A 21,620-nucleotide genomic window follows, 5' to 3' on the forward strand; every position below is an offset into this window, starting at 1 on the left:
GGGCCGGAGGATTCGTCCGGTCAGGTCGTCACGAGCCGGAGGGCTGCAGCTGGGTGAGCGTCTCGAAACCGCCCAGTTCCAGCCAGTTGCGCCACATCACGGCACCGGTCTTGGGCGCGCCGCCCGCGGCGGACGGCCAGTTCTTCCACACGCTGGTGCTGGACTGGGCCCACAGGCCGTTGTACCAGAGCGGGATGATCGGCATGTCGTCCAGATGGATCTTCTGCAGCTCCGAGATGATCTTCTGCATGCCGGCGGTGTCGTCGGTCTTGACCTGGTCGAGCTGCTCGACCAGCTCCCAGGCCTTCTTGTTCTCGTAGCGGGCGAAGTTGACCGTGTTCTGCTGCTTCTGGATCGGCAGCTGGAACATGTACTCGTAGTAGGTGTACGGGGAGTTCGACAGCTGCCGCTCGTTGTTGATGAGCAGGTCGAAGTCGCCCTTGGCCCGCTGCTCGACCAGGGCGTTGAAGTCGGGGAAGTCGGGTGTGATCTGGATGCCCACGGTCTTGGCGCTGGCGGAGATCGACCGGGCCGACTCCATCCAGTCGGTCCAGCCGGACGGGACGATGAGGCTCAGGCTGATCTTGGAGCCGTCCTTGTTCTCGACGTACCCGTCGCCGTCGCCGTCCTTGTAGCCCGCGTCCGCCAGCAGCTTCTTGGCCTTGGCCGCGTCGAAGGTGAAGCCGGAGGATGAGACCACGTTCTGGTCCACGTACTTGTCCCACTGGGGCAGCAGGCCGGTCGGGCTGGCGGCCTTGACCAGGTTGCCGTACACGCCTTCGACGATCTTCTTGACGTCCACGGAGGCGGCCAGCGCCTTGCGGAAGGCCGGGTCGTCCATCGGCTTCTTGGTGGTGTTGGGCACCAGCCAGGCGGTGTTGGCCGAGAGCATGTAAGGGGGCTCGTTGTAGTACGTGGTCAGCCCGAAGTTGCCCTGCACCAGGTTGGCCACGCCGGGCAGGAAGTTGTTGCTGAGGTCGAGCCCCTTCTGCAGCAGCATGCCCATCGCGACCTCGTTGCTCGGGGTGGCGATGTCGACGATGTAGCGCGGCTTGGGCTCCATGCCGAGCGCCGACTTGCCCCACCAGTCGTCGCGCCGCTGCAGCACCACGCGGTCCTGGTCCTTGCTGAGGAACTTGTACGAGCCCGTGCCCACCGGGTTCTCGTTGATGCCGTCGAGCACCTCCTGCTCAGAGCGGCCCTTCCAGACGTGCTCGGGGACGATCGAGCGGCTGTAGAGCATGAAGTCCCACTGCTGGTAGTTCGCCTTGGAGAAGGTGAACTTCACCGTCTGGTCGTCGGTGGCCTCGACCGACTTCAGCCAGTTCCACAGGTGGTGGTACGGGATCGTCTCCATCTTGCCGAGCTCGAAGGAGAAGGCGACGTCCTTGGCGGTGAACGGCTGGCCGTCGGACCACTTGATCCCCGGCCGGAGCTTGACCTCGTACGTGGTGTCGCCGGTCCAGGCGCCGCTCGCCGCCAGCCACGGGCTCAGCTTGGCCGCGGTGGTGTCGTAGTGGAACAGCGTCTCGTACACCAGGCCCTTCGTGCCGACGGCCGAGTCCCATTCCCTGATGGGGTTGAAGTTGGGCGGCGGCCCCCACTGCGTGCCCGTGGTGTAGAGCGTCTCGTTGCGCGGCAACTGGTCGGGGTTGGCCACGGCGCCCTGGCTCTGCGGCTGGGAGGCCGGCGGGGTCGGCGTGGATCCGCCGCCGGTGCAGGCCGCGGCGAGCAGGCCCGCCGCCACGAGCGGAATCAAGATCCGAGCCCGGTTACGCATCGCTTCTCTCCTTCCTCCGCGCACGGCGCGAAGGTTCGCAGATCTGGCTAGACACCCCGATGGGACGACCTCCGCCGGGCCGACCTGGGAGCGCTCCCAAGACTGAGGCGAAAGCCGGTGAGCGATCATTTTTCGGTAGATGGATGAGGACTGAGGGATCCGCTGAACCGGATAAGTACCGCGAACGTAAATTCCACGTGACCGCGCCGTCAAGAGCCGTGACGTTTTCGAGACGTGCTCCGGCAAACGCTCTCAACGGCCGGGATCCCCTCTGTGCAGGCACGATGCGGAACGGCCCGATTGACCGGTTCAACCCTTGGCGATCTTGCCAACCACGCGAGGTAGTCCGCCGTCCTACTTCTGTCACATATGCCAGAAAGGACTCAATGGTGAGACTTGTCCCCACAGCCGTCGCCACGATCGTGGCGATGGCGACGCTCGGCACGGCGCCGGCCCAGGCCGCGGCTCCCCGGCTGAAGATCGCGAAGATCTTCTACGACTCCCCGGGGGCCGACAGCCGCTCCAGCAGCTCGCTGAACGCCGAGTACGTCACCCTGCTCAACACCACCAAGCGGGCTATCAAGCTCAAGGGGTGGAGCGTACGGGACAAGACGGGTTACACCTACACGTTCATGGCCGGCGTCGTCCTGAAGGCCAGGAAGCGGATCACCCTCCGCTCCGGCCGGGGCACGGACGCGAACGGCCCGGGCGGCCGCATCGTGCACTGGAACCGCGACCGGTACGTCTGGAACAACGACCAGGACACCGCCTACGTCCGCGATCCCAAGGGCAGGCTCGTCGACTCGTGCTCCTACAAGGCCAGCACCGGGTCCGCCTCCGTCGGCTGCTGACCGCTCGCCGCCCGCAGGGGCTCCCTGCGGGCGGCGGGCCGTGCCGGGCTGGACGACCCTGGCAGACGTCCTCCGGGCACTTTCGCGAAAGCGGTCACACCAGCCGGGTGACCTTGCCGGTGTCGAGCGAGTAATACCCGCCCACGATCTTGAGCTTCCGGTCGGCGATGCGCGAGGCGAGCAGTTTGTCGGCCTTGAGGTCGGCCACGACCTTGGTGGTGTTGATCCGGATCATCCGGTCCACGTCCCCGCGGGCCAGCTCATAGGCCGGTCGCAGGTCGGTGACGATGCGTTGCAGGTGGCCGGGAAGCTTCTCGCCCTCCTTGAGGGCGTGGGCGGCGGCGGTGACCGCGCCGCAGCGCTGGTGGCCGAGCACCACGATCGCAGGTGTGTCCAGTTCGGCGGGGCCGTACTCGATGGCGCCGGCGACGAGGGGGTCGACGGTCTGGGCGGCGCTGCGTACGGTGAGGATGTCGCCGATCCCCACGTCGAAGACGATCTCCGGGGGGACGCGGGAGTCGATGCAGGTGACGACCACCGCGTACGGTTCCTGCTTCCTGGCGACCTCCGCGCGGCGGCCGAGGTCCTGGTGGGGACGGGTGGAGGCGTCGGCGGCCCAGCGCCGGTTGCCCTCGCGCAGCTTCGCCCACGCCTCGTCCGGGGTGGCGGGCCGGCGCGCGGAGGGTTGTGCGAGGCCGCGCGCCGGCCCGCCGTCTAACAGGACCCCTCCGGCGGCCAGTCCGGTGGCGAGTAGTACCGCACGACGGCCCATGATCTTCTTAGACATGGGATCCAGTATGCAGTACACCGTATGTGCCTTGACTGCCGGGTGCCGTCCTTCTCAGGCACGGCAGGGGCCTGCCTCGTACCTGCTACTCGCACAGCGTGACGGTCTCGGCGTCGCACTTGTCGGTGCCGTCGCCGCCGTTGGCGCTGTCCAGCCCGGCGGCCCCGATCAGGACGTCGTCGCCCGCGAGCCCCGCCAGGCGGTCGTCGCCGTCCTGACCGGCTGCCAGGTCCACGGCCGTGCCGCCGACGAAGGTGTCGGAACCCGCCCCGAGCGCCACCCGCGAGCGCAGCGTGGTCCGGTTCCTGACGTCGTCGTCGCCGTCCCCGGTGCTCACCGCGATGAGGGTGACGCCGGTGGCCGGGCAGGCCGACTGGTTCTTGCTGACCGCCACGCACGGAGCGGCCGGGATCACCACGTCGCCGTCGTTCTGGACGATCAGCCGGTTCCCTGCCTGCGCGACCGAGATGCCGTCGGACGCGGCGCCCGAGACGATCTGCAGCACCCCGCCCGACACGCTCACGTTGGTGGTGGCGTGGGCCGGCCCGGCCACCGCCATCAGCGCGGCGGCCAGCGCCGCCCCCGCGGTGAGCGCGCGCACCCCGTGCCGTCGCAGGACGGTGGCTCTGGAGCGGCGCTCTGTCCCCCGTGTCGTACTCATGTATCCCCCTCTGTCGGATGACAGGCCGCCGCGATCGGCGACCGGAGACGAGTACAACGCGGAACGGGACCTGCCCTCAGTGCCGGACCGGACAGGCCGTCTGTGGCGTTTTACCTGTCCGCGGGGTGATCAGAGCCAGCCCATGCGCTGGGCCGTGCGGATGGCCTCCAGCCGGTTCTGGGCGTTGAGCTTGGTCATGGCGCTGGACAGGTAGTTGCGCACGGTGCCCTCGGTCAGGTGCAGCTCGGCCGCGATCCTGGAGATCGTGGCCCCGTCGCCGGCCAGGCGCAGCGCGTCGCGCTCGCGTTCGGTCAGCGGGCTGTCGCCGGCGGCCATCGCGGCGGCGGCCAGCTCCGCGTCCAGGTAGCGGCCGCCCGACTGGACCTTGCGGATGGCCATGGCCAGCTCCTCGGCCGAGGCGTCCTTGCCGAGGAAGCCGCTGACGCCCGCCGCCATGGCCCGGCGCAGGTAACCGGGGCGGCCCAGGCTCGTCAGGATGACGATCTTGCACTGGGAGCTGATCCGCTCGGCCGCGCTCAGCCCGTCCATGCCGGGCATCTCGATGTCGAGCACGGCCACGTCGGGCCGGTGTTCGGCGACGGCGGCCACGACCTCGTCACCCCTGCCCACCTGGGCGACGACCTCGATGCCGTCCTCCAGGTCGAGCAGGGCCGCGATGGCCCCGCGGATCAGGTGCTCGTCGTCGGCCAGCAGCACGCGTGTGGTCATGCCGGCACCGCCGCCCTGAGCCGGTAGCGGCCGTCCGCGGTGGGCTCGGCCTCCAGGGTGCCGCCCGCCGCGCGTACCCGCTGGGCCAGCCCCGCCAGGCCGTTGGGCGCGTGTTCGCCCGCGGGCCCGCTCACGCCGTCGTTCGACATCTCCAGCACCCCATCCTCGATCGTGATCGTGCAGCGTTCGGCCCTGCTGTGCTTGAGGACGTTGGTCACGCCCTCGCGGACGACGGTGGCCAGCAGCGTCCGCGTCTCCGGTGGCAGCGCGCCGGTGTCGGCGCGCACGGTGCAGCGCACGCCGGCCGCCTCCAGCACCGCCCGTACGCTGGCCAGGACCTCGTCCAGGTCGATGGCCCGGTAGTTCTGCACGGCGGCGCGCACCTCGCGCAGCGACCGCCTGGCCAGGTCGCGCACCTCGAACATCTCGGCCGCGGCCGCATCCCGGTCGGAGGCGAGCGCCCCTTCGGCCCGCTCGGTCCGCCGCGCGACGTCGGCGAGGCTCTGGCCGAGCAGGTCGTTCAGGTCGCGGGCGAAGCGCAGCCGCTCCTCCGAGACCGCCAGTCTGGCCAGCGCCTCCTCACCCTCGTGCGCCTCCGTGGTCAGGCGCCAGAGCGCCAGGTTGGCCCACACCACGGCCAGGCAGATCACCGTGAACACGGTCTGGACCAGTATCAGCAGGGAGATGATCCACCCGCCGATCCACCACACGAACAGGTTGGCCAGCACGATCGAGGCGAAGGCCACCACGATGGCCACGCGCTTGCGGACGAAGGGCGCGAGCAGCCCCAGCCAGGTGGGGATCGCCCAGATCTGCGCGAAGATGACCAGCAGCGCCACGGCGAGCACGCCGGTGACCGCCAGCACGACGGTGGGCCGCCTGCCGCCCTGCACCGCGATCCGGAACGGACGGGTGCTGAGCACGTTGAAGGCGAGCAGCACGACGACGCCGCCCAGCACCGCGAGCGGCGGCGTGCCCTGCTGCCAGTTGAGGTAGAAGGCGTAGTAGCCGAACAGGGGGAAGAACAGGATGATGTCCGTGCAGTAGACGATCAGCCAGCGGACCCTGGTCAGCTTGGAGGAGTTCCTGATCCGGTCCCACGCCTTCACGCCGGCACCGCCGCGCGCAGCAGGAACTCCCCGTCCTTGGTCGGCTCGGCGGAGAACGAGCCGCCGGCCGTGACCAGCCGCTCGGACAGGCCGCGCAGGCCGTTGCCGGGCGTGGCGGGTGCGGCGGGCCGCTCCCCCACCCCGTCGTTGACCATTTCGAGCACGCCCCCGTCGATCCTGATCGCGCACCGGGTGGCCGCGCTGTGCTTGAGGACGTTCGTGCCGCCCTCACGCACCGCCCAGGCCAGCAGCGTCCTGGCGTCCGGCGACAGGTCGTCGAGCCGGGTCTCGATCACGCAGCTCGCGCCCGCAGCCTCCAGCGCGGTGCGTACGCCCGCGAGCTCCTCCTCCAGGTCGAGCGCCCGGTAGTCGTGCACCGCCTGCTGCACCTCGAACAGCGACTTGCCTGCCAGCCGGCGCACCATGGCCATTTCAGCCGCGGCACGGTCGACATCCTCGGCGGCGTCCTTGGTGGCGAGCTTGGCGGCCAGTTCGCTCTTCAGCGTGATGACCGACAGGCTGCGGCCGAGCAGGTCGTGCAGGTCGCGGGCGAAGCGCAGCCGCTCTTCCGCTACGGCCAGCCGGGCCCTGGCCTCCCTGCTCTTGTGCGCGTCCCTGATCACCCACCAGAGCCAGCGCCACACCAGCATGCCCAGGACCATGATCGTGCAGTTGAAGGCCGCGACGGCCAGCAGGCCCGGCCACGTCTGCCAGTCCTGCGCGACGTAGGAGGACAGGAGCAGGACCACGGTCACCGCGAGCAGCACCGTCGGCCACGGCCGCAGATAGAGCGAGGCCAGCGCCACCCACAGCAGGGCCGCGTCCACCCACGTCGTCGTCATGTCGCTCGTGTGCGGCAGCACCGGCACCAGGGCGGCCGCGCAGGCCCCGCTGACCAGCAGCAGCGCCGACGGCCTCGGCCGGTGTTCGAAGGCCCGCCGCATCAGCACGGGGAAGATGCCGAAGGCGCCCATCAGCAGGAGGACGGCGAACACCGCCCTGAGCGGCGCCAGCCGTCCCTGGACCGTCATCACGACGCTCCAGGACGTGTACATGAGGAAGACCAACGCCATCGAGGCGTCCATCCAGTACAGCAGGAGCTTCTTCGCGGTCTCAGGACGTGTCGCCATCACGCCCTCCCCCGCCGCCTGAATCCTTCCCGGTCAGCGGAATCCTACCTATAGGACGAGGTACGCCAAAGAATGCGGGAAACGTCCGGCTCAGGGGTGACCCCGCGCAACGACAGCCAGGCCAGCCCGTGGTGGGCGGCGTAGGCGGCCAGCTTGCGGGCGTCGAGCTCGCTCAGGTCGTCCCGGCCCGCCAGCACCGGCGTCAGCGCGATGCGCCGCCATGCCTCGCCGGGCTCCGCCAGGCCCTGGGCCCGCGCGATCTGCTCTCCGGCCGCCCGAACGGCGGTGGCCACCCGGCCCAGGCGGGCGCCCCGTGTGGTGCGCGGCTCGATGGGGGCCAGCAGGTTGACGGTGGCGACCTCCGCGCCTGCCTGGCGGGTGGCGCGCAACATGGCCACGTCGCCGGGGGTGAGCCCGTCGTGCCGCAGCGGCAGCGTGAAGCTGACCCGGAGCCGCCGTTCGCGCTGCACGGCCTGGATGGCGCGGGCCCGGCGCAGCACGGCGGCCCTGTCGGCGCTGTCGCGGACCTCGAAGGCGAGCTCGGCGGCGTCGAAGGCCCCGACCACCCGGCGGTAGGCGGCGCTCAGGCCACCAGGCCTGGTGCAGGTGGCGGCCAGTTCGCGGCCTGCCGGGCCGCCGAGCACGGGGGCCGCGTCGCCGCCCATGGCTCTGAGCCTGGCGAGCCGGCCCGCCATCGGGCTCCTGCGGGGGCCGGCCTGGCCGCTCCACCTGGGCGAGCAGCCGTCGCCGCCGGCGACGAGGTGGCCGAGCGCGTACCGGCGGACCCCGGTGCGGCGGGACTCGGCGGGCAGGTCGATGCCCGGCTGCCTGGCCAGGTCCACAAAGCCGACGAACCCGACAAACCCTGCGGGCGGCTCGCCGGCCTGGTCCGGTAAGGGCGCGGGCGTGGCGGGCGGGCGCGCGGCGGGCGGGCGTGACGGGGAGACGGCGCCCGCCGGGAGCATCCTGATCGCCACGGCGGTGGCGGTGGCGAGCAGAAGGGCTCCGAGCAGGGCGAGCGGGCGCGGGAGCGTGCCCGGCTCCCTCTTGTGCCGAGACATGTGGCCACCCCAGGTGGTCGATCGGCTACGGAACGGCGCTGGCGGGTGGAACGCTAGCAACCCCGCGCGGCGGCGCGCGGGCCTTTTCCGGTACGCGTCCGTTGTGTGCGGATAATGTGCACATGAAGTTGCGGATCTTCACCGAACCTCAGCAGGGCTCCACGTACGACGACCTGCTGTCCGTCGCCCAGGCCACCGAACGGCTGGGTTTCGACGCTTTCTTCCGTTCTGACCACTATTCGCGCATCAACCCCGGCGACCCGGGCGCCGGCTCGTCCGACGCCTGGATCACCCTGGCCGGCCTGGCCCGCGAGACGTCCAGGATCCGCCTGGGCACGCTGGTGACACCGGCCACGTTCCGGCTGCCGGGGCCGCTGGCGATCAGCGTGGCCGGGGTGGACCAGATGAGCGGTGGCCGGGTGGAGCTGGGTCTCGGCACCGGCTGGTTCGACGCCGAGCACGCGGCGTACGGCATCCCGTTCCCGCCGGTGGGCGAGCGGTTCGCCCGGTTCGAGGAGCAGCTGGAGATCATCACCGGCCTGTGGACGGCGGAGAAGGACTACTCCTTCGAGGGCAGCTACTACCGGCTGGCCGACTCGCCCGCGCTGCCCAAGCCGGTGCAGTCGCCGCGCCCGCCGATCATCATCGGGGGCTTCGGGACCAAGCGCACGCCCCGGCTGGCGGCCACGTACGCGGACGAGTACAACCTGCCGTTCCACACCCTGGCCGACACCGGCGCGGCCTTCGACCGGGTGCGCGCGGCGTGCGAGCAGACCGGGCGCACGCTGACGCTGTCGGTGGCGCAGACCACCGTGGTCGGGGCCGACGAGGCCGAGATCGAGCGGCGCGCCGCCGCCATCGGCGAGGACGCGGGACGGCTGCGCGAGAACGGCCTGGCGGGCACCCCGGCCGAGGTCGTGGAGAAGATCGGGAAGTTCGCCGAGCTGGGGGCGGACCGGTTCTACCTGCAGATCCTCGATCTGCAGGACCTGGAGCACCTGGAGCTGATCGCCGCCGAGGTGCTGCCGCACGTGGAGTAATCGGTTGGACACTTCGCGGCGTTACGGCAGACTTGGCCCGTGCTGCTGACGATATCGACCACTGGCTCGACCCCTGGCAGGCCCGCGACCGATCTTGGTTTCCTCCTGCACAAGCATCCTGAGCGCGTGCAGGAGTTCGGGCAGTCGTTCGGCACGGCCACGGTGTTCTATCCCGAGGCGGGCGACGAGCGCTGCACGGCCGCGCTCCTGCTGGAGGTCGACCCGATCGCGCTGGTCAGGTCGCGCGGCAAGAACTCGCCCGACTTCACCCTGTCGCAGTACGTCAACGACCGGCCCTACGCGGCCTCCTCGCTGCTGTCCGTGGCGCTGGCCGACGTCTTCAGGACGGCTCGGGCGGGCCGCTGCAAGGCCCGGCCCGAGCTGCCCGGCCGGCCGCTGCCGCTGGAGCTGCGCCTGCCCGCGCTGCCCTGCCGGGGCGGCCCCGAGCTGGCGCGGCGGCTGTTCGAGCCGCTCGGCTGGGAGGTGGACGCCCGGCCGGCGCCGCTGGACGAGGGCTTCCCCGAATGGGGCGACTCCCGCTATGTCGGGCTGACCCTGCGCGGCACCGCACTCCTGTCCGACGCGCTCAACCACCTGTACGTGCTGCTGCCGGTCCTCGACGACGCCAAGCACTACTGGATCGCGCAGGACGAGGTCGACAAGCTCATCAGGGCGGGCGAGGGCTGGCTGCACGGCCATCCGGAGCGCGGCCTGATCTCCCGGCGCTACCTCGGCCGGCGCTGGGCCCTGGCACGTACGGCGCTGTCGCGGCTGGCGGAGCTGGGCGACGAGGTGGAGGAGGAACTGGAGCCCGCGGTCGAGGAGGACGCCCCGGCCGAGACCACCGCCTCCGACGAGGCGGCCGCCGCCGAAGCCGAGGCCGCCGCCTCCGAAGCAGCCACCTCCGGCGAAGCCGCCTCCAGGGAAGCCGGGGCCGCCGTATCGGAAACCGAGACCGCCTCCGTACCGGAAGGTGAGGCCGCAGCGGGCCCGGGGGCCAAACCGAAGCCGCTCAACCTCAAGCGGCGCGAGGCCGTGCTGGCCAAGCTGGAGGAGCTCGGCGCGTCCAGCGTGATCGACCTCGGCTGCGGCCAGGGCGAGCTGGTCGGCGCGCTGCTGTCCCGGCCCAGGTTCACGAAGGTCGGCGGCATGGACGTCTCGCCGATGGCGCTCACCATCGCCGCCCGCAAGCTGCGCCTGGAACGCATGCCCGACGCCAAGCGCGCCCGGCTCACCCTGTTCCAGGGCGCGCTCACCTACACCGACAAGCGGATGACCGGCTACGACGCCGCCGTCCTGATGGAGGTGATCGAGCACGTCGACCCGCCGCGCCTGCCCGCGCTCGAACGAGTCGTGTTCGGCCACGCCAAGCCCCTCCACGTGCTCGTCACCACCCCCAACATCGAGCACAACGTCCGCTACGAGTTCCTGACCGGCCTGCGTCACCCCGACCACCGCTTCGAGTGGACCAGGGCCGAGTTCGCCGCCTGGGCCGCCCGGGTCGCGGACCGCTACGGCTACCAGGTCGCCTTCGAACCGGTCGGCGACGACGACCCCGAAGTCGGCCCGCCCACCCAGATGGGAGTGTTCACCCGTGATCAGCGTTCCTGAGCTCTCCCTCGTGGTGCTCGTCGGTGTCTCCGGCAGCGGCAAGTCCACGTTCGCGAGCAAGCACTTCAAGCCCACCCAGGTCATCTCCTCCGACTACTGCCGCGGCCTGGTCTCCGACGACGTCAACGACCAGTCGGCCACCCCGGCGGCCTTCGACCTGCTGCACCACATCGTCGGCGTGCGCCTGGCCAGGGGCCTGTTCACGGTGGTCGACGCGACCAACGTCCAATACCAGGCCCGCAGGAGCCTGATCGACCTGGCCAAGCGCCACGACGTGCTGGCCGACGCGATCGTCCTCGACGTGCCCGAGGAGCTGGCGATCGAGCGCAACGCCGACCGGCCGGAGCGCGACTTCGGCGCCGGCGTGGTGATCCGGCAGCGCAAGGACCTGCGCCGCTCGCTCGGCAAGATCCAGCGGGACGGGTTCCGCCGGGTGCACATGCTGCGGGGCACCGAGGAGATCGACCAGGCCGTGATCACGTACGAGAAGGCGTGGTCCGACCGGACGGAGCTGACCGGCCCGTTCGACATCATCGGCGACGTGCACGGCTGCCGCTCGGAGCTGGAGACGCTGCTGCGCGAGCTGGGCTGGCGCTTCGACGGGCCGCTGCCGCGCCATCCCGAGGGCCGCACGGCCGTGTTCGTCGGCGACCTGGTGGACCGGGGCCCCGACACGCCGGGCGTGCTGCGCCTGGTCATGGACCTGGTCGAGGCCGGCACCGCGATCTGCGTGTCGGGCAACCACGAGCAGAAGCTGGTGCGCGCACTCAACGGCCGCAAGGTCACCGTCGCGCACGGCTTGCAGGAGTCGCTCGACCAGCTCGCCGCGCAGCCGCCCGAGTTCGTGGAGCGGGCCAGGACGTTCATGGACGGTCTGCTCAGCCACTACCGGCTCGACGGCGGCCGGCTGGTGGTCGCGCACGCCGGCCTGAAGGAGGCCTACCACGGCCGCGCCTCCGGCCGGGTGCGTTCGTTCGCCCTGTACGGCGACACGACCGGCGAGACCGACGAGTACGGCCTGCCGGTGCGCTACCCGTGGGCCGACGAATACCGGGGCCGGGCCATGGTCGTCTACGGCCACACGCCCACGACCAGGCCGGAGTGGGTCAACAACACGATCTGCCTCGACACCGGCGCCGTGTTCGGCGGCCATCTGACCGCGCTGCGCTACCCGGAGCGCGAGATCGTCCAGGTTCCGGCGGAGAAGGTGTGGTACGCGCCGGCCAAGCCGCTCGGCGACGCGGCCCGCGACCCCGGCATGCTCGACATCGACGACGTGATCGGCACCCGGCACGTGGAGACGCGCTTCGCCACCACGGTCAAGGTCAGGGAGGAGAACTCCGCCGCCGCGCTGGAAGTCATGAGCCGCTTCGCGGTCGACCCGCGCTGGCTGGTCTACCTGCCGCCGACCATGGCCCCGCCGGAGACCTCCCGGCTCGACGGCTACCTGGAGCACCCGCGCGAGGCGTTCGAGGAGTTCGCCGGCGCCGGGGTGGGCGAGGTCGTGTGCGAGGAGAAGCACATGGGCTCGCGGGCCGTGGCCGTGCTGTGCCGCACTCCCGAGATGGCCCAGGCCAGGTTCGGGGTGGGCGACGGGAGCGCGGGCGCCCTCTACACCCGTACCGGGCGGCCGTTCTTCGCCGACACCGGACCGCTGATCGACCGGCTGCGTGAGGCGTGCGAGCCGCTCTGGGCTGAGCTGGGCTCCGACTGGGTGGTGCTCGACTGCGAGCTGCTGCCCTGGTCGGCGAAGGCGGGCGAGCTGATCAGGTCACAGTACGCCTCCGTCGGGGCGGCGGCCCGCGCCGCGCTGCCCGAGGCGGTCGCGGCGCTGGAGGCGGCGGCCGGGCGCGGCCTGGGTGTGAGCGAGCTGCTCGACCGCACCCGGCGCCGTACCGGCAACGCTGCCCTGTTCCGCGACGCCTACGCGCGTTACTGCTGGCCGGTCGACGGCCTGGAGGGGATCAAGGTGGCGCCGTTCCAGATCCTGGCCTGCGAGGGGCGGGCCACGGCGCTGGAGCCGCACGCCTGGCACCTGTCCACGCTGGCGCTGCTCGACTCGCCGCTGATCACCACGACCCGGCACGTCTTCGTCACCCTCGGCTCCCCCGAGTCGCGGGCCGAGGCGACCGCCTGGTGGGAGGAGCTGACGGCGGCCGGCGGGGAGGGCATGGTGGTCAAACCCGCCGTGCCCACGCCCGGCCGGGTGCAGCCGGGGGTGAAGGTGCGCGGGCGCGAATACCTGCGCATCATCTACGGCCCCGACTACACCGAGTCGCTCGACGTGCTGCGCCGGCGTTTCCTCGGCAAGAAGCGCTCCCTGGCGCTGCGCGAGTACGCGCTCGGCCTGGAGGCGCTGTCGCGGCTGGCCGACGGCGAGGCGGGCTGGCGGGTGCACGAGCCGGTCTTCGCCGTGCTGGCGCTGGAATCGGAGCCGGTCGACCCGCGCCTGTGATGCGAATACGAGGGTGATCGCAGGGTAGTTCCCCGACCATTCAGGGGAAGGACCGGCATGGCTACTCAGTACACCCATAACGAGCATCTCGGTCATGTCGTGTTCATCACGGCGGCGGCCGCGATCGGCGGGTTCCTGTTCGGCTACGACAGCTCCGTCATCAACGGTGCGGTGGTCGGGATCCAGCAGCACTTCCGGGTGGGCGCGGTCGAGATCGGGTTCGTGGTGGCCATCGCGCTGCTGGGCTCGGCCCTGGGCGCCTGGGCCGGCGGCGGGCTGGCCGACCGGTGGGGGCGTACGCGCTCGATGCAGATGGCGGCGATCCTGTTCGCGATCAGCTCGATCGGCCAGATGTTGCCGTTCGCGGTCTGGGACCTGGCGTTCTGGCGGGTGGTCGCGGGCTTCGCGATCGGTATGGCGTCGGTGCTCGGGCCCGCGTACATCGCCGAGGTGGCCCCGCCCGCCTACCGGGGGCGGCTGGGATCGTTCCAGCAGCTCGCCATCGTGCTCGGGATCGCGGTGTCGCAGCTGGTCAACTACGTGATCGCGCAGCTGGCCGGGGGCAAGGTCAACAACGTGCTGCTCGGTCTTGAGGCCTGGCAGTGGATGCTGGGCGCCTGCGTCGTACCGGCCCTGCTGTATCTGCTGTTCGCCCTGAACATCCCCGAGTCGCCGCGCTACCTGATCATGGCGGGCCGCACCCAGCAAGCGCGCCAGGTGCTGGCCGAGGTCGAGGGCGACGACGTGGACCTCGACTCCCGCATCTCGGAGATCCAGAACGTGCTGCGCACCGAACGGGTCCCCGGGCTGAAGGACCTGCGCGGCAGCGCGCTGGGGCTGCTGCCGATCGTGTGGATCGGCATCGTGCTCTCGGCCTTCCAGCAGTTCGTCGGCATCAACGTGATCTTCTACTACTCGTCCGTGCTGTGGCAGTCGGTCGGCATCAACCAGAGCGACTCGCTGCTGATCAGCTTCTCCAGCTCGATCATCAACATCATCGGCACGTTCATCGCGATCTCGCTGGTCGACCGGATCGGACGCAAGCCGCTGCTCATGATCGGCTCGGCCGGCATGGCGATCTCGCTGGCCACTGCGGCGTGGGCGTTCAGCTTCGCCGGGGGCGCGGGCGAGCCGGTCACCCTTCCCGCCGTGCAGGGCGCCGTCGCCCTCATCGCCGCGAACCTGTTCGTGCTGTTCTTCGCGCTGTCGTGGGGCGTGGTGGTCTGGGTGCTGCTCGGCGAGATGTTCCCCAACCGCATCCGCGCCGCCGCCCTGGGCGTCGCGGCGGCGGCCCAGTGGATCGCCAACTGGCTGATCACCGTGTCGTTCCCGGCCATGTCGGAGTGGAATCTGCCGCTGACGTACGCCATCTACGCCCTGTTCGCCCTGCTGTCGTTCCTCTTCGTGACCAAGTGGGTCAGGGAGACCAAGGGCCGCAAACTCGAAGACATGGGCTAGTCTCCGGCACGTGCTCGACGACGTTCTCGGCCCCTCGCTCGACGTGCTGTTCTGCGGCATCAACCCCGGCCTGATGTCCGAGGCCACCGGCCGCCACTTCGCGCGGCCGGGCAACCGCTTCTGGCCGGCGCTGCACCTGTCCGGTTTCACGCCGCGCCTGCTGGCTCCGTCGGAGCAGCACCTGCTGCCCTCGTACGGGCTGGGCATCACCAACATCGTGCCCCGGGCCAGCGCCAAGGCGTCGGAGCTGACCAGGGATGAGCTGGCGCGGGGCGGGGCCGAGCTGGCCGTGAAGGTGGCCCAGGTGGGCCCCAAGGTGCTGGCCGTGCTCGGCATCTCGGCCTACCGTACGGCCTTCGCCCGCCCCAAGTCGGTCATCGGGCCGCAGGACGAGCTGGTCGGCGGGGTCCGGGTGTGGGTGCTGCCGAACCCGAGCGGCCTCAACGCCCACTGGACGGTCGCCACGATCGCCGGGGAGATGGCCCGCCTGCGCGCGTCTCTGTGACCATGGTTCCGCCTGCCACGTGACGGCGCCTAAGTGACGGCGCTCAGGTGACGGCGGCGCTGCGTGTGGCAGCGCCTTTCGTGACGGCGCGGGCTCGCCGGCGAGGGTCAGGGTGAGGGTGCTGCTTGGTTCCGGCGGGTTGTGCGCCCGCCGGGCCCTGTCCGCGCTCGCCGGTGAGCCCGGCCGTCCGCGCGCGTCCACATCGAGGACGGGCGCGGCGTGCGTCCCCTGTGCGTCAGCGTGCGGCGAAGTCCTGGGTCCAGTAGATCTTGCCCTTGGAGTCCTTCACCGCGCCGACGCCGATGAGGTTGTACTTGCAGTTCATGATGTTCGCCTTGTGGCCGGAGCTGTTCATCCAGGCCTGGACGACCGAGGCGGGGCTCGTCTGTCCTGCGGCGATGTTCTCGGCCCAGCCGGAGCCGCCGGTGAAGCCGGCGCCCTTGATGCGGTCGAGGAAGCTGCGCCCGTCCTGCGAGGTGTGGCTGAAGTAGTTCTTGGCCGCCATGTCGGCGGAGTGCCCGTGAGCCGCCTCGCGCAGCTGCGGGTCGTGCTTGAGAGCCGAGCAGCCGCCCTTGGCGCGCTCGGCGTTGGTCAGCCTGACGACCTCGTTCTCCTCGGCCGAACCCACGCCGCCGGACGCCGGAGGCGGGGTGGTGGGGGTGCGGGTGGGCGTGGGGGTGACCGTGCGGGTCGGCGTGGGGACCGGTGTCCCGGGCGACGTCGCGCTCGGGGAGGGCGTCGGAACGCCGCTGCCCGGGGTGCAGGCCAGCCTGACGGCCCGCGACTTGACGGTGCGCCCGCGGTAGTCGGTCGCGGTCGCGTAGTAGGTGCCGGGGACGCAGGGCAGCGCCAGCGTGAGCCGGCCCTTCCTGGTGGCGCCGCTCTTGACGACCCGGTCGGGACCGGGGACGGCCCGCTGGATGCGAATGCGCAGCAGCGCCGGGGTGAAACAGCCACGGCGGGCGGCCGACGTCTGGATCTTCAAGGTGTCGCTGACGCTCGGCTTGAGCACGCTGACGCGACACCGCGCCGCCTCCGTCGTCGCGGCGGCCTCGGCCGCGCTCACGGGTGCGGCGATCGCGGCCAGGCTGACGGCTGCGGCGAGTACCCCAAGGGGTCTACGCATAGGGGTCTTCCTCCAGTTGCGGTAGACGCTGGATGGCACCGCATTCTGTCGGGACCGATACTGATTTGTCATCAAAACTGGGACATTTTCCTAAAGCGGAAGTAAACCCGAGTGACAGCTGAGGCGTCTGCGCAGTCCACAGGGTGTGGACCGGAACCCCGGCGGGCACGCGTGAAACGGCCCCCGCACCACAGGTGCGGGGGCCGGGGTCACGGCGCGATCACGTGAGCCGAATCACTCGCGGTCGAGCAGCGCCACGCACTCCACGTGATGGGTCATCGGGAAGGCGTCGAAGGCCCGCAGATCGGACAGCGCGTACCCGCGCTCGCCCAGCCAGGCCAGGTCGCGGGCCAGCGTGGCCGGGTCGCAGGAGACGTACACGATGCGCAGGGCCTCCAGCGAGGCGATCCGGTCGACCACGTCGCGGCCCAGCCCGGCCCTGGGCGGGTCGACCACGACGAGGTCGGCCCGTTCGATCTGGAAGCGGTCGAGCGCCTCCTCCACGCGTCCCCGCTCGATCTTGGCCTGCGGCAGGTCGCGCAGGTTGGCGCGGGCGTCGCGGACGGCCGCGGCCTCCGACTCCAGCCCGAACACCGCCCCCTCGGGCCCCACGGCCTCGGCCAGCCCGGCCGCGAACAGCCCGACCCCGCAGTAGAGGTCGAGCGCCCACTCCCCCGGCTCCGGCGCCGCGTACGCCAGCACCGCGTCCAGCAGCGTCTCCGCGGCCCCTGGATGCACCTGCCAGAAGCCGCTGCCCGCGACCCGGAACTCCCGGTCGCCCACCTGCTCGTGCAGCACCCCCGAGCCGCGCCGGGGCACCGTGCGGCCCTTGCCCTGGTCGAGCAGGATCGAGGCGGGCGCCTCCAGGTCGGGCACGGTCACGCTGCGCCGGGGCCTGGGCGCGACCACCACGGCCCGGTCGCCGCCCGAGGAGGCGATGACCTCGACCCCGGCGGCCCCCGGCCACAGGTGCTCCTCCACGCCGACCGCCTCCACCTCGGGGTGGGCGATCAGGCAGGCGTCGACGACCTCGATATCGTGCGAACGGTGCCGGCGGAAGCCCAGCTCACCCCCCGGCGTGGCGGCGAACTGTACCCGCGTGCGCCAGCCGAGCCCGTCCTTCGCGCCCGGCACCTCCTCGACCACGACCTCGCGCTCGATGCCCGCCAGCCGATGCAACTGCTCGGCCACGACCTGCGCCTTCAGCCGCCGCTGTGCCTCGGGCGTGGCGTGCTGCCAGTCGCAGCCGCCGCAGCGCCCCGGCCCCGCGTACGGGCACGGCGGCACCACCCGGTCGGGCGAGGCCTCCAGGATCTCCACGGCGTCGGCCCGCAGGAAGCGGGTGGTCTCCTCGGTCACCTCGGCGATCACCCGCTCGCCCGGCAGGGCATGCCGGACGAACACCACCCGCCCTTCGTGGCGCGCCACACACCAGCCGCCGTGGGCGACCGGACCTACCGTCAGCTCGAGAGATGCCTGTTCCACACCCGACACCCTAGCGTCCACCCGCTATGACCACTTATCCGACTTGGTCCACTACTCTAGGTGACCGTGGACAGGTCGAGGGTGGTGCGACGGCGGCTCGGCTTCGGCGGCACGCTGCTGGCCACGCTGTTCGCCTGCGCCTCGCTGACGCCGTCGCTGCTGCCGCGCACCTGGCTCTACCAGGGCGTGATGGGGGCGGTGACCGGCATCCTCGGTTACGCGGCCGGCGCCGGGCTGGGGGCCCTCGGGCGGGCCGTGATCCCGTACCGGCCGCCGGAGCGGTGGCGGCGGATCGCCTGGCAGGTCCTGCTCGGCGTGTGCGCGGGGCTGATCGTGGTGTCGCTGTCGTACAGCCTGGACTGGCAGCGCGACCTGCGGGCGCTCATGGGCATGGACACGGAGATCGCCTGGTTCCCGCCGCTGATCCTGGGCGTGACGCTGGCGCTGTTCGCGGCGGCCCTGCTGACCGCCCGCCTGGTCCGGCTGGGCGGGCGGCGGCTGAACGCCTGGCTCGACCGGTACGTCCCCGTCTACGTCGGCCACGCCATCGGCGTGCTCGTCATCGGCCTGCTGGTGGCGGTCGTGGCCAACGACGTGCTGTTCAACGGGTTCGTGGCCAGGATGAGCGACATCTCGTCCGTGGCCAACGAGGGCACCCATCCCGGCGTGCGCAGGCCCGTGTCGGCGTACGTGTCGGGCGGGCCTGGCTCGCTCGTCACCTGGGAGTCGCTCGGCAGGGAGGGCCGCCGCTTCACCGGCACCGCCGCGACCCCGGCCCGGCTCACCGCCTTCTCGGGACGGCCGGCCACCGAGCCCATCAGGGTTTACATCGGACTTGACAGCACCACCTCGCCGCGGGCCCAGGCGGCGCTCGCGGTACGCGAACTGGAACGCACAGGAGCCTTCGACCGACCGGTGCTGGCCGTGCTGGGTACCACCGGGACCGGCTGGGTGGACCCGCGCATCGCCGACACCCTGGAGTACCTGTACGACGGGCGCTCGGCCATGGTCGCGCTGCAGTACTCCTACCTGCCGAGCTGGGTGTCGTTCCTGGTCGACCGGGACAAGGCGGCGGCTTCAGGGCGGGCGCTGTTCGAGGCCGTACGCGAGCGGTGGGCCCGGCTGCCCGCCGGGTCGCGGCCGAAGCTGGTGCTGTCGGGCGAGAGCCTGGGGTCGTACCAGATGGAGAAGTCCTTCCGCGACCTGCGCGACCTCGTGGCCAGAGCGGACGGCGCGGTGTTCGTGGGCCCGCCGAACGCCAACCCCATCTGGAGCCACCTCACCGCCGCCCGCGACCCCGGCAGCCCCGTCTGGCGGCCCGTCTACCAGCGCGGCAGGACAGCCAGGTTCGCCCAGTATCCGGTGGATCTGTCCAGGCCGGGTGCACCCTGGCCACCGCCGCGCGTGGTCTATCTGCAGAACGCCTCCGACCCCGTGGTGTGGTGGTCGCCGCGGCTCATCTACCGCAGGCCGGCCTGGCTGGAGGGCCCGCGGGGGCCGGGCGTGAACCCGCAGATGAACTGGTTCCCGCTGGTCACGTTCTGGCAGGTGCTGGTGGACATGGCGGTGGCGCTCGACGTGCCGCCGGGGCACGGCCACCGCTACGGCGCCAACATCGTGGACGGCTGGGCCGCCGTCGCCGCGCCGCCGGACTGGAACGCCGGCGACACACGGCGCCTGCGCGCGTTGATCAGCGCGAGGTGATCTGACCGTCGTCCTTGACAGTCCGGTGCCACGGACGGCGCACGGCCCCGGGCGCGAACGGCTCGGGCCGGCCGAGCAGCCGGTCGGAGGAGTGCAGCTGCCACGGCACGCTGGTCACCATGACCCCCGGTTTGAACAGCAGCCGCGCCTTCAGGCGCAGCGCGCTCTGGTTGTGCAGCAGGTGCTCCCACCAGTGGCCGACCACGTACTCGGGGATGAAGACGGTCACCACGTCGCGCGGCGAGCGCCTGCGCAGGGTCTTGACGTAGTCGATGATCGGCTGCGTGATCTCGCGGTAGGGGGAGTCGAGCATCTTGAGCGGCACCGGGATGCCGCGCCGCTCCCACTCCTCCTGCAGCTTGCGGGCCTCCTCGCCCTCGACGCCGACGGTGATCGCCTCCAGCGTGGAGGGCCGGGTGGCTCGAGCGTACGCGATCGCGCGCATGGTCGGCTTGTGGATCTTCGAGACCAGCACGATCGCGTGGTTGCGCGCGGGCAGCATGGCCGGCTCGTAGTCCTCGGTGAGCTCCAGCTCGGCCGCCACGTTGTCGTAGTGACGCCTGATGCCCTTCATCATGAGGAACAGGATCGGCATGGCGATCACCACGATCCACGCGCCGACCAGGAACTTCGTCAGCAGCACGACGATCAGCACCAGCCCCGTCATCACGCCGCCGAAGAAGTTGATCACGCGCGAGCGGTGCATCTGGTGCCGCGCCTTGGGATCGGTCTCGGTCTTCAGGTGGCGGGTCCAGTGGATGACCATGCCGGTCTGACTGAGTGTGAAGGAGACGAAGACGCCGACGATGTAGAGGTTCAGCAGGCGGCTGACGTCGGCGTCGAACCCCCACAGCAGCAGGCAGGCCGCCGCGGCCAGGATGATGATGCCGTTGGAGAAGGCCAGCCGGTCGCCGCGCGTGTGCAGCTGGCGCGGCAGGTAGCGGTCCTGGGCCAGGATCGAGCCGAGCACGGGGAAGCCGTTGAAGGCCGTGTTGGCGGCCAGGAAGAGGATCAGCGCCGTCACCGCCGAGATGAAGACGAACGGCAGCGAGCCGCCCCCGAACACCGCGTCGGCCACCTGGGAGATGATCGGCTGCTGGTAGTAGCCGGGCCCGACGGGCGTGCCGTCCGGCCGCAGCAGGTCCTCGGCGACCACGGACGGCTCGGCCACCTTCACCCCCGAGGCCAGGCCGAGCGCGATGATGCCGCCGAACATGGTGATCGCGACCAGGCCCATCATGAGCAGCGTGGTGGCGGCGTTCTTGCTCTTGGGCTTCCTGAACGCGGGCACGCCGTTGCTGATGGCCTCGACCCCGGTCAGCGCGGCGCAGCCGGAGGAGAACGCCCGCAGCACCAGGAAGGCCGCGGCGAAGGCGGTCAGGTTGGTCTGCTCGGGCGCGATGCCGAAGTGGGCGCTCGGCGCCCGGATCTCCTCCCCCAGCACCAGTAGCCGGAAGCCGCCCCAGGCGATGAGGAACAGCACGGAGAACATGAACGCGTATGTGGGGATGGCGAAGGCGGCGCCGGACTCGCGGATGCCGCGCAGGTTCACCACGGTGAGCAGGACGACGATGGCGATGGCGACGGCCGGCTTGTGCTGGCCCACGAACGGGATCGTGGCGCCCACGTAGTCGACGCCGTTGGCCACCGACACCGCGACGGTCAGCACGTAGTCGACCATCAGGGCGCTGGCGACGGTGAGCCCGGCGTTCTTGCCGAGGTTGGTGGTGGCGACCTCGTAGTCGCCGCCGCCGCTGGGGTAGGCGTGCACGTTCTGCCGGTACGACGCCACCACGGTGAGCATCACGACCACGACGGCGACCGCGACCCAGGTGCTGAAGGCGTAGAAGGAGACGCCGGCGAGCGACAGGATGACGAGAATCTCCTGCGGCGCGTAGGCCACGGAGGAGAGCGCGTCACTGGCGAAGACCGGCAGGGCGATCCGTTTGGGGAGGAGTTGCTCGTGGAGCTGCCCGCTGCGCAGGGCGCGCCCCACGAGCAAGCGTTTGACAAGATCTGTTACCTTCGCCACGTAACCAGATGCTAGCCCCACGCCGACGACCTAAACGAGGCGCTCCCCCATCGGTCCATACTGGTGTCGAGCAACCGGCCGACCGCGGAAGTGCGG

At 71.1% G+C, this 21,620-nt stretch carries 17 protein-coding genes; 7 read left to right on the forward strand and 10 right to left on the reverse strand.

The window, feature by feature from the left end:
• Positions 1 to 28: 28 nt before the first annotated feature.
• The gene (locus tag AB0C28_RS11770; RefSeq protein WP_357844168.1) at positions 29 to 1,780 is read right to left on the reverse strand and encodes an ABC transporter substrate-binding protein; all 1,752 of its coding nucleotides are present in this window, start codon (positions 1,778 to 1,780) and stop codon (positions 29 to 31) included.
• A 386-nt stretch (positions 1,781 to 2,166) separates the two neighbouring features.
• Between AB0C28_RS11770 and AB0C28_RS11775 the strand changes: the two genes are divergently transcribed.
• Entirely contained in the window at positions 2,167 to 2,631 is a 465-nt protein-coding gene (locus AB0C28_RS11775) for a lamin tail domain-containing protein (RefSeq protein WP_358073886.1), read from the forward strand.
• Positions 2,632 to 2,725: 94 nt separating this feature from the next.
• Here AB0C28_RS11775 and AB0C28_RS11780 read toward each other — a convergent pair whose 3' ends face one another.
• The 6 genes from AB0C28_RS11780 to AB0C28_RS11805 all read right to left on the reverse strand — a co-directional run bounded on the left by AB0C28_RS11780 (position 2,726) and on the right by AB0C28_RS11805 (position 8,108).
• Positions 2,726 to 3,418 carry a carbonic anhydrase gene (locus AB0C28_RS11780; protein WP_357844161.1) on the reverse strand — a complete coding sequence of 231 codons (693 nt, stop codon included), beginning with the start codon at positions 3,416 to 3,418 and terminating at the stop codon, positions 2,726 to 2,728.
• An 85-nt stretch (positions 3,419 to 3,503) separates the two neighbouring features.
• A complete protein-coding gene (locus tag AB0C28_RS11785) occupies positions 3,504 to 4,079 on the reverse strand; it encodes a hypothetical protein (protein WP_357844158.1) in 576 nt (191 codons plus the stop codon).
• Positions 4,080 to 4,208: 129 nt separating this feature from the next.
• Positions 4,209 to 4,808: a response regulator transcription factor gene (locus AB0C28_RS11790; RefSeq protein ID WP_357844155.1), complete on the reverse strand. Its 600-nt coding sequence runs from the start codon at positions 4,806 to 4,808 to the stop codon at positions 4,209 to 4,211.
• Positions 4,805 to 5,917, reverse strand: a complete 1,113-nt coding sequence (locus AB0C28_RS11795) for a histidine kinase (RefSeq protein WP_358073889.1) — start codon at positions 5,915 to 5,917, stop codon at positions 4,805 to 4,807. The genes AB0C28_RS11790 and AB0C28_RS11795 overlap by 4 nt, the downstream gene beginning before the upstream one ends.
• Positions 5,914 to 7,047 carry a histidine kinase gene (locus tag AB0C28_RS11800; RefSeq protein WP_357844149.1) on the reverse strand — a complete coding sequence of 378 codons (1,134 nt, stop codon included), beginning with the start codon at positions 7,045 to 7,047 and terminating at the stop codon, positions 5,914 to 5,916. Before AB0C28_RS11800 ends, AB0C28_RS11795 begins: the two co-directional genes overlap by 4 nt.
• A gap of 44 nt (positions 7,048 to 7,091) precedes the next feature.
• A complete protein-coding gene (locus tag AB0C28_RS11805) occupies positions 7,092 to 8,108 on the reverse strand; it encodes a hypothetical protein (protein WP_358073892.1) in 1,017 nt (338 codons plus the stop codon).
• Between the two features lie 122 nt (positions 8,109 to 8,230).
• On the opposite strand from AB0C28_RS11805, the gene AB0C28_RS11810 reads away from it, so the two are divergent.
• From AB0C28_RS11810 to mug, 5 genes are read left to right on the forward strand one after another with little or no spacing between them, the layout of a single operon-like run.
• Positions 8,231 to 9,148: an LLM class F420-dependent oxidoreductase gene (locus tag AB0C28_RS11810; protein WP_357844143.1), complete on the forward strand. Its 918-nt coding sequence runs from the start codon at positions 8,231 to 8,233 to the stop codon at positions 9,146 to 9,148.
• Positions 9,149 to 9,187: 39 nt separating this feature from the next.
• Positions 9,188 to 10,759, forward strand: a complete 1,572-nt coding sequence (locus tag AB0C28_RS11815; protein WP_358073895.1) for a 3' terminal RNA ribose 2'-O-methyltransferase Hen1 — start codon at positions 9,188 to 9,190, stop codon at positions 10,757 to 10,759.
• Complete coding sequence (locus tag AB0C28_RS11820; RefSeq protein ID WP_358073898.1) at positions 10,743 to 13,214, forward strand: polynucleotide kinase-phosphatase; 2,472 nt, start codon at positions 10,743 to 10,745, stop codon at positions 13,212 to 13,214. Before AB0C28_RS11815 ends, AB0C28_RS11820 begins: the two co-directional genes overlap by 17 nt.
• Positions 13,215 to 13,271: 57 nt before the next feature.
• Positions 13,272 to 14,672, forward strand: a complete 1,401-nt coding sequence (locus tag AB0C28_RS11825) for a sugar porter family MFS transporter (RefSeq protein ID WP_357844134.1) — start codon at positions 13,272 to 13,274, stop codon at positions 14,670 to 14,672.
• Positions 14,673 to 14,682: 10 nt separating this feature from the next.
• Positions 14,683 to 15,177 (forward strand): G/U mismatch-specific DNA glycosylase, encoded by a 495-nt coding sequence (gene mug / locus AB0C28_RS11830; protein WP_357844132.1) that lies wholly within the window; start codon positions 14,683 to 14,685, stop codon positions 15,175 to 15,177.
• A gap of 235 nt (positions 15,178 to 15,412) precedes the next feature.
• On the opposite strand, the gene AB0C28_RS11835 is transcribed toward mug, so the two are convergent.
• Positions 15,413 to 16,303, reverse strand: a complete 891-nt coding sequence (locus AB0C28_RS11835) for a CAP domain-containing protein (RefSeq protein ID WP_358073901.1) — start codon at positions 16,301 to 16,303, stop codon at positions 15,413 to 15,415.
• 234 nt (positions 16,304 to 16,537) lie between these two features.
• Positions 16,538 to 17,788 carry a class I SAM-dependent RNA methyltransferase gene (locus AB0C28_RS11840; RefSeq protein WP_357844126.1) on the reverse strand — a complete coding sequence of 417 codons (1,251 nt, stop codon included), beginning with the start codon at positions 17,786 to 17,788 and terminating at the stop codon, positions 16,538 to 16,540.
• A 66-nt stretch (positions 17,789 to 17,854) separates the two neighbouring features.
• On the opposite strand from AB0C28_RS11840, the gene AB0C28_RS11845 reads away from it, so the two are divergent.
• Positions 17,855 to 19,492 (forward strand): alpha/beta-hydrolase family protein, encoded by a 1,638-nt coding sequence (locus tag AB0C28_RS11845; protein ID WP_358073904.1) that lies wholly within the window; start codon positions 17,855 to 17,857, stop codon positions 19,490 to 19,492.
• Here the strand turns inward: AB0C28_RS11845 and AB0C28_RS11850 are convergent.
• A complete protein-coding gene (locus tag AB0C28_RS11850; RefSeq protein ID WP_358073907.1) occupies positions 19,479 to 21,524 on the reverse strand; it encodes an APC family permease in 2,046 nt (681 codons plus the stop codon). The genes AB0C28_RS11845 and AB0C28_RS11850 overlap by 14 nt on opposite strands.
• Positions 21,525 to 21,620 lie beyond the last annotated feature (96 nt).

It is taken from the genome of Nonomuraea sp. NPDC048892, assembly GCF_040649735.1.
Taxonomy (GTDB): domain Bacteria; phylum Actinomycetota; class Actinomycetes; order Streptosporangiales; family Streptosporangiaceae; genus Nonomuraea; species Nonomuraea maheshkhaliensis.

Excerpts from the sequence above, each read along its gene's own strand:
- AB0C28_RS11770 (WP_357844168.1), bottom strand. The coding sequence starts at position 1,780 with ATGCGTAACCGGGCTCGGATCTTGATTCCGCTCGTGGCGGCGGGCCTG.
- AB0C28_RS11775 (WP_358073886.1), top strand. The coding sequence starts at position 2,167 with ATGGTGAGACTTGTCCCCACAGCCGTCGCCACGATCGTGGCGATGGCG.
- AB0C28_RS11780 (WP_357844161.1), bottom strand. The coding sequence starts at position 3,418 with ATGTCTAAGAAGATCATGGGCCGTCGTGCGGTACTACTCGCCACCGGA.
- AB0C28_RS11785 (WP_357844158.1), bottom strand. The coding sequence starts at position 4,079 with ATGAGTACGACACGGGGGACAGAGCGCCGCTCCAGAGCCACCGTCCTG.
- AB0C28_RS11790 (WP_357844155.1), bottom strand. The coding sequence starts at position 4,808 with ATGACCACACGCGTGCTGCTGGCCGACGACGAGCACCTGATCCGCGGG.
- AB0C28_RS11800 (WP_357844149.1), bottom strand. The coding sequence starts at position 7,047 with ATGGCGACACGTCCTGAGACCGCGAAGAAGCTCCTGCTGTACTGGATG.
- AB0C28_RS11805 (WP_358073892.1), bottom strand. The coding sequence starts at position 8,108 with ATGTCTCGGCACAAGAGGGAGCCGGGCACGCTCCCGCGCCCGCTCGCC.
- AB0C28_RS11810 (WP_357844143.1), top strand. The coding sequence starts at position 8,231 with ATGAAGTTGCGGATCTTCACCGAACCTCAGCAGGGCTCCACGTACGAC.
- AB0C28_RS11825 (WP_357844134.1), top strand. The coding sequence starts at position 13,272 with ATGGCTACTCAGTACACCCATAACGAGCATCTCGGTCATGTCGTGTTC.
- AB0C28_RS11835 (WP_358073901.1), bottom strand. The coding sequence starts at position 16,303 with ATGCGTAGACCCCTTGGGGTACTCGCCGCAGCCGTCAGCCTGGCCGCG.